We start from the raw sequence: 6868 nt of genomic DNA on the forward strand, positions 1-6868 counted from the left end.
ATGTGAGGGTTTAAGAACATATAAATTCATATTTTAAAATATGAATTTGTATGTTTACAAACTATAATTCTATAGGAGGAATTAATGTATGTTTAAAACGTTAAGATATGATATAAATAATATATTAGAAAAGGATCCAGCAGCTAAAAATTGGGTTGAAGTAATATTATTGTATCCATGTATTCATGCTGTAATAGTATATAGAATAGCCCATATGTTATATAATCATAAAATATTTTTTCTGGCTAGAGCTATATCTCAAATAGCTAGATTTTTTACTGGAATAGAAATTCATCCGGGGGCTAAGATTGGAAAAGGATTTTTTATAGATCATGGAACGGGAGTAGTTATTGGAGAAACAACAGAAATTGGAAACAATGTAACTTTGTATCAAGGAGTTACTTTAGGGGGAACAGGCAAGGACACTGGTAAAAGACATCCTACTTTAGGAAATGATGTTATAGTTGGCGCCGGTGCAAAGATTCTTGGTCCCATTAAAATAGGTACAGGTAGCAAGGTTGGTGCAAATGCTGTAGTTTTAAAAGATGTATTACCAAAGGCCACTGCTGTAGGGATACCTGCTAGAGTTATTTTTGTAAATGAATTAACAATAATTGAGATTAAAGACTACGCGGGCAATACTAAAAGAATGTACAATGATATGGTGATATAAAGGGAATGAAAATATGAGTGTTAAAGATGATATAATTAAGTTTTGCAGCATAAATGGTTTAGATGTTATAGGGTTTAGCGAATGTAGAATTTTTCATGAGCTAAATCCTTATTTTGATAAGAGAAAAAAACTAGGTCTAGAAAATGAGTTTGAAGAGAAAGAGTTAGATAAAAAAATAAATCCATTTATATATATGGAAGACGGGAAAACTATAATTTCTATTGCATTTCCATATCTATATGATAATGATATAAGCGGAAAGGTATATTTTTCAGATTATACTATGGGAAGAGACTATCACCTTGTATTAATTGAATACATGAAAAAGATTTGTACATATATTCAAGGCTTGGGTGCAAAAGCTATGTATTTTGTAGACAGTAATGCGCTGCCTGAGAGGTATATCGCAAGTCTTTGTGGACTGGGATTTATAGGGAAAAACAATATGTTAATAACCAAGAGGTATGGATCATATGTTTTTTTAGGAGAAATTATAACGGATTTAGTGATAGAGCCAGATGAGAGCGTTACACAAAAATGTGGTGATTGTGAAATATGTCTGTCAGCGTGTCCTACAAGTGCTATAGTTAAAGGGAAAGTTGGAATAAATAATAACTCTAATATATGTTTGTCCTATATAACTCAGAAAAAAGATATAGAGGATTTATGGTTTGAAAAACTAGGTGGAAGGCTATTTGGTTGTGATACTTGCCAGAAAGTTTGCCCATACAATAAAAAAGTTGAATTAAGTGTTATTAAAGAATTTAAACCTTATGAACATATGAAAACACCCGAGCTTAAGGTATTAATGAATATTGATAATAAATTATTTAAAGATATGTACAAAATAACTTCTTGTGGATGGAGAGGTAAAAATATTATTAGAAGGAATGCAATTATTAATGCGTTTATTATTGAAAAAGTTGAAATTACAGCCCTGCAGAAAGATACATCACCTTATATAAGAGATTATTATTATAGACTTTTAAAGTTTTTCAAATTATAATATTTCTATAGTCATTATTTATGAAAGGTGGAATTTAGATGCTTTCGAAATCTATGTTAGGAATAATAAATATTTTGCCAGATAAGGTTGTATCATTTATAGCAAAATATTTATTAGATTCATATATTAACAAATATGCAAATATTAAAACGCACGGAATGGAGAAAATTAAGGATATAAAGGAGCCCATAATTTTCATATGCAATCATTTAAGTAATGCAGATGGCATAATTATGAACAGGCTATTAAAGGATAATAATGTAACTTTTGTTGCAGGGGTAAAGCTAACAGATAATAGGCTTACTAAGTTAGGTTTTTTTGTAGCGAAAACTATACAAGTACATCCTAATTCACCAGACAAAGACGCTATATCTAAGATAGTAAGTACGCTAAAACAAGGTGATAACATTATGATGTTTCCAGAAGGGACTAGAAGTAGAAGTGGAAAGATGATAGAGGGTAAGAGAGGTCTTATATTAATGGCTAAATTATCAAAGGCGACAATTCTACCAATGGGTATTTGGGGAACAGAAAAATTATTACCAATTGATGAAAGTGATATGGCGTTAGAAAAATTTCATCATGCTGATGTAAATATTAGTATTGGTGATTCTATTATGATTCCAAGTAAAGATAAAGATGAAGCTCGCGATGAATACTATGATAGAGTTATGAATGAAATAATGTCGGGTATAGCGGTGCTTCTTCCTGAGCAGTATAGGGGAGTATATTCTCAAAATAAATAGATAAAAATAAGTAGGTGATTTATATAAATAAAAAAACTATTAAAGTAGTCCTTGAAATTCTTAATGAAACATATGTTGGGGTAAAGTGTGGACTTGATTTTACAAACCATTATGAACTTTTAGTATCAACAATATTATCAGCACAATGTACAGATGTAAGGGTTAATGTTGTTGCAAAGAAGCTATATGCAAAATATAATACTCCAGAGGCTATGATTACATTATCTAAAGAAGAACTAGGAGAAAAAATTAAGAGCTGTGGCTTTTATAACAATAAAAGCAAAAACATTTTGGGTGCTACAAAACTTTTATTAGAAAAATATGGAGGCGTAGTGCCTAGTACTATGGAAGAATTAATAGAGCTTCCAGGAGTTGGGAGAAAAACCGCTAATGTAGTCCTATCAAATGCATTCGGAATCCCAGCTATTGCTGTAGACACTCATGTTTTTAGAGTCTCGAAAAGAATTGGGCTTGCCTCGGGGAAAAATGTTGAAATTGTAGAACAAGAGCTTATGAAAAATATTCCAAGAAAAATGTGGAGTGATGCTCATCATTTTATTATATGGCATGGGCGAGAAATATGTAAGGCTAGGAAACCTAATTGTGAGGTGTGTCCTATAGCACCTTATTGCGAATTTTTAAATGGGAAATCTAAGTGATTATTATAATGACATACAATAATAAGGAGCTTTTTTAATATCAGTGAAAGAAGAATAGTTAAGGATACATAAGGAAAGTATATATTGGTTAAAATGTTTTAAAATCTTTTATCGAAGATTTATGCATTTATGCTAATATGTGCTTTCTTTTTATATAATTATACTGGTAATTATAGATTCAGTGCAATTAATGCTATATAATGAAGGTGAGGTGGAGTGAATGAATTATAATGAGGAAACTTTAAGTAAACTAGTTGAGGAAATTATAGGTGCAAAAGATATTAGTTTAGTAGAAATACCATGTGTGGACTTATATATGGATCAGGTTACAACCTTTTTTAATGAAAAGCTTGGAAGTCTTAAAAGAAATGAAGAGGATAAAATCCTTACAAAAACAATGATTAACAACTACACTAAAGGTAAAGTTCTGATGCCAGCGAAAAATAAAAAATATACTAATGAGCATATTATTTTACTTACACTTATTTATAATTTGAAGCAAACTATATCAATTAGTGATATTAATACTTTATTTGATCCTATAATTGATATAAAAGCCCCACAAAGCATAAGTGTACCATTAGGTGATTTATATAATGATTTTTTGGATATTAAAGAGGTGCAAAACAAAGAATTTGCACGAGATATAGATAAAGATGCTAAATTTATAAAAGAGAAAATTAAAGAAATGGGAAAAGAAGGCGGGGAATTATTAGAATTAATATTAATGATCCTGTTGCTTACAAATAAAGCAAATATGCAAAAGAGAATGGCAGAAAAATTGATTGATAATTTTTTAAAATAATAATAATAAATCATTAAAAAATAGGGAGATGGCAATATGTCAAAAGTTGTAGAAAATTTTCTAAAATATATAAGTTATGATACTAAATCTGATGAGGAATCAATAACTGTTCCAAGTACAATTGGACAAATGGTACTTGCTAAAGAATTAGTTATGCAGTTAAAAGCAATGGGACTAAAGGAAGCAAGCGTAGATGATAATGGTTACGTAATGGCAACTATTGAATCTAATGTAGAAAAAATAGTACCGACTATAGGATTTATAGCCCATATGGATACTGCACCAGATATCTCTGGTAAAGACGTTAAGCCTAAATTTGTTTACAATTATGATGGAGAAGATATTATATTAAATAAAGAAAAGAATATAGTATTATCTCCAAAAGATTTCCCAGAATTAAAAAATTACCTAGGGAAAACTATTATTACAACCGATGGAACAACACTTCTAGGGGCTGATGATAAGGCAGGAATTGCAGAGATAATGGCAGCAACAGAGTTTTTAATGCAGAATCCTAATATTAAGCATGGTAAAATTCGTATTGGATTTACACCAGATGAAGAAGTTGGTCGTGGTGCGGATATTTTTGATGTGAAAAAATTTGGTGCAGACTTTGCATATACAATGGACGGTGGACTTATTGGTGAACTAGAGTACGAAAATTTTAATGCTGCAGGAGTAAAAATTTCTATTCACGGAAGAAACGTTCATCCAGGCAGCGCAAAGGGAAAAATGATTCACTCATCGCTTATTGCAAATGAGTTTATAAACTTAATGCCGCAAAATGAGACTCCAGCTACTACGGAAGGTTACGAGGGATTCTATCACTTGATTAGTATTAATGGTGAGGTTGAGGAAACAAAACTTCAATATATTATAAGAGATTTTGATAGTGAAAATTTTGAAAATAGGAAGATATTTATTAAGAACATAGCCGATAAATTAAATGACAAATACGGTAGCGCAGCAGTTGAATTAGAAATTAAGGATCAATATTTTAACATGAAGGAAAAAATAGAACCAGTAAAGCATATAGTAGATACAGCGTTTTTGGCCTTGAAAGAAGTGGGTGTAAATCCTATAATGCAACCTATTAGAGGTGGAACAGATGGCGCCAGGCTTTCATTTATGGGACTACCTACACCTAATATATTTGCTGGTGGCCATAATTTCCATGGTAAGTATGAATTTATACCTACATTTGCTATGGAAAAGGCTGTTGATGTAATATTAAAAATAGTTGAGTTGTATGCTAGCAAATAATAGGGGCAAATATTGATTAGTTAAAAGTTTGTTCACAAATTTGTCACCAAATTGCAATATAAGTGTTTTAAAATATAATTAAAGATAAAACATAATTTGGTCTATAAAAAGATACAAATAAGTCATATTTTATATGATGATAATAGTATGGCTATATACCCTGAAAAATAAGTAAGGAGGGAAAAGTATGAATGATGATTTAAATAATAATGAAATAAGTAAAAAAAATGAAAAAGATGAAACAAATGAAACAAATGAAACAAATGAAACAAATGAAACGAGTGAAACGAATGATAATATAATAGATAGTGAAAATAATAATAAGGATCTTACAATGGAAATGCAAGTGCCTAGTGAAGATTATAAAGAAAAAGAAAGCAAAGAGACTCCACCTATACTAGAAAATAATAATTACAGTTCTATAAATGACAACAAAGTTAAAAAAAACAAAGGTGGTATGAGAAAAAGAATAGTTGCCTACATAATAGTAGGTGTAATATGTTCTACACTTGGAGGCGTCGGATCAGCTATTGTAACAATGAATATAATGAAAGACACAAATGTAGCTTCTACACCTAAAGCATCTGATACAAAAGTGGCTAGCACCGCAAAAGCAAAACTTATAGCTAGTACTAGTACAGATATTTTGACTGTGCCTCAAATTGTGAAAAAAGTTAGCTCTTCTGTAGTTGCAATTTCTACCAAGACCACTGCTGTAAGTAGCGATCTAAGCGGTCAGACTACCCCGCAAGAAGGTGTAGGTACGGGGGTAATTTTCAATAAAGATGGATATATTTTGACCAATTATCATGTTGTAAGTGGAGCGCAAAATGTAAAAGTTACGCTTAGTGATGGAAAAGAAGTTTCTGCAAAAGTAATAAATTATGATGCTGCATCTGACGTGGCCGTAATTAAGTTAGCTGATAATACAAAGGTACCAGGAGTAGCTGAATTTGGAGATTCGGATAAGCTTGAAGTAGGAGAATCAGTAGTTGCAATAGGAAACCCTTTAGGAAAAGAATTCTTGGGATCTGTAACTACAGGCGTCGTAAGTGCACTTAATAGGCAAGTAAGTATTGAAAATAAAAACCTTAAATTTATTCAAACGGATGCTGCTATTAATGCAGGGAATAGTGGTGGACCTCTTGTAAATTCTAAGGGCCAAGTTATAGGGATAAATACCGCAAAAATAGGTGAAACAGGAGTAGAAGGATTAGGATTTTCGATACCTATTAATACAATAACTCCTAAAATAGAGAATTTAATTAAACCGATTCTTAGCATAGGAATTTCTTGTAGAGATGTTACTTCAGCAATGGCAAAAGAATATAATTCATCAGTAGGAGTATTAATTTTACAAGTTAAAGAGTTCAGTGCAGCAGAAAAAGGTGGTATAGCGGCTGGAGATATAATCGTAAAATTTGATGGTAAAAATATTAAAACTGTTGCAGAAATAAATAAGATTAAAGCTACACATAAAGCAGGTGATGTAGTTAAAACAGAAATAGTTAGAGACGGAAAGACTATAAAAGTAAATATAACACTTTCTGTATAAGTTAAATGTATATATTAAAGGAGATTAAGAGTTGTACAATTCTTAATCTCGGACCTGTAAATAATTTTGTGTAAACAGAATAAAATGTACTCTTTCTTGGCAATAATTGAGATAAGTAATTATCAAAGATTGTAAGGAGGAGTATTTTTATGTCCAACATT

7 protein-coding genes are annotated in these 6868 nt (G+C 30.9%); all 7 read left to right on the forward strand.

Going from position 1 to position 6868, the window contains the following annotated elements:
- Positions 1-88 precede the first annotated feature (88 nt).
- The 7 genes from epsC to KPL44_RS19215 all read left to right on the forward strand — a co-directional run bounded on the left by epsC (position 89) and on the right by KPL44_RS19215 (position 6707).
- Complete coding sequence (epsC, locus tag KPL44_RS19185) at positions 89-673, forward strand: serine O-acetyltransferase EpsC (RefSeq protein WP_216105997.1); 585 nt, start codon at positions 89-91, stop codon at positions 671-673.
- Between the two features lie 13 nt (positions 674-686).
- Complete coding sequence (queG, locus tag KPL44_RS19190) at positions 687-1679, forward strand: tRNA epoxyqueuosine(34) reductase QueG (protein WP_216253352.1); 993 nt, start codon at positions 687-689, stop codon at positions 1677-1679.
- Positions 1680-1717: 38 nt separating this feature from the next.
- On the forward strand, positions 1718-2425 hold the full coding sequence (locus KPL44_RS19195) for a lysophospholipid acyltransferase family protein (RefSeq protein ID WP_216253353.1): 708 nt from the start codon (positions 1718-1720) through the stop codon (positions 2423-2425).
- A gap of 23 nt (positions 2426-2448) precedes the next feature.
- Positions 2449-3084 (forward strand): endonuclease III, encoded by a 636-nt coding sequence (gene nth / locus KPL44_RS19200; protein WP_216253365.1) that lies wholly within the window; start codon positions 2449-2451, stop codon positions 3082-3084.
- A gap of 220 nt (positions 3085-3304) precedes the next feature.
- Positions 3305-3889, forward strand: coding sequence for a DUF1836 domain-containing protein (locus KPL44_RS19205; RefSeq protein ID WP_216253355.1), 585 nt, complete (start codon positions 3305-3307; stop codon positions 3887-3889).
- 36 nt (positions 3890-3925) lie between these two features.
- A complete protein-coding gene (pepT, locus tag KPL44_RS19210; protein ID WP_216253357.1) occupies positions 3926-5152 on the forward strand; it encodes a peptidase T in 1227 nt (408 codons plus the stop codon).
- Positions 5153-5339: 187 nt separating this feature from the next.
- Positions 5340-6707, forward strand: coding sequence for a S1C family serine protease (locus tag KPL44_RS19215; protein WP_216253359.1), 1368 nt, complete (start codon positions 5340-5342; stop codon positions 6705-6707).
- Positions 6708-6868 lie beyond the last annotated feature (161 nt).

The organism is Clostridium sp. DSM 17811, from assembly GCF_018861905.1.
Lineage (GTDB): Bacteria > Bacillota > Clostridia > Clostridiales > Clostridiaceae > Clostridium_AD > Clostridium_AD frigoriphilum.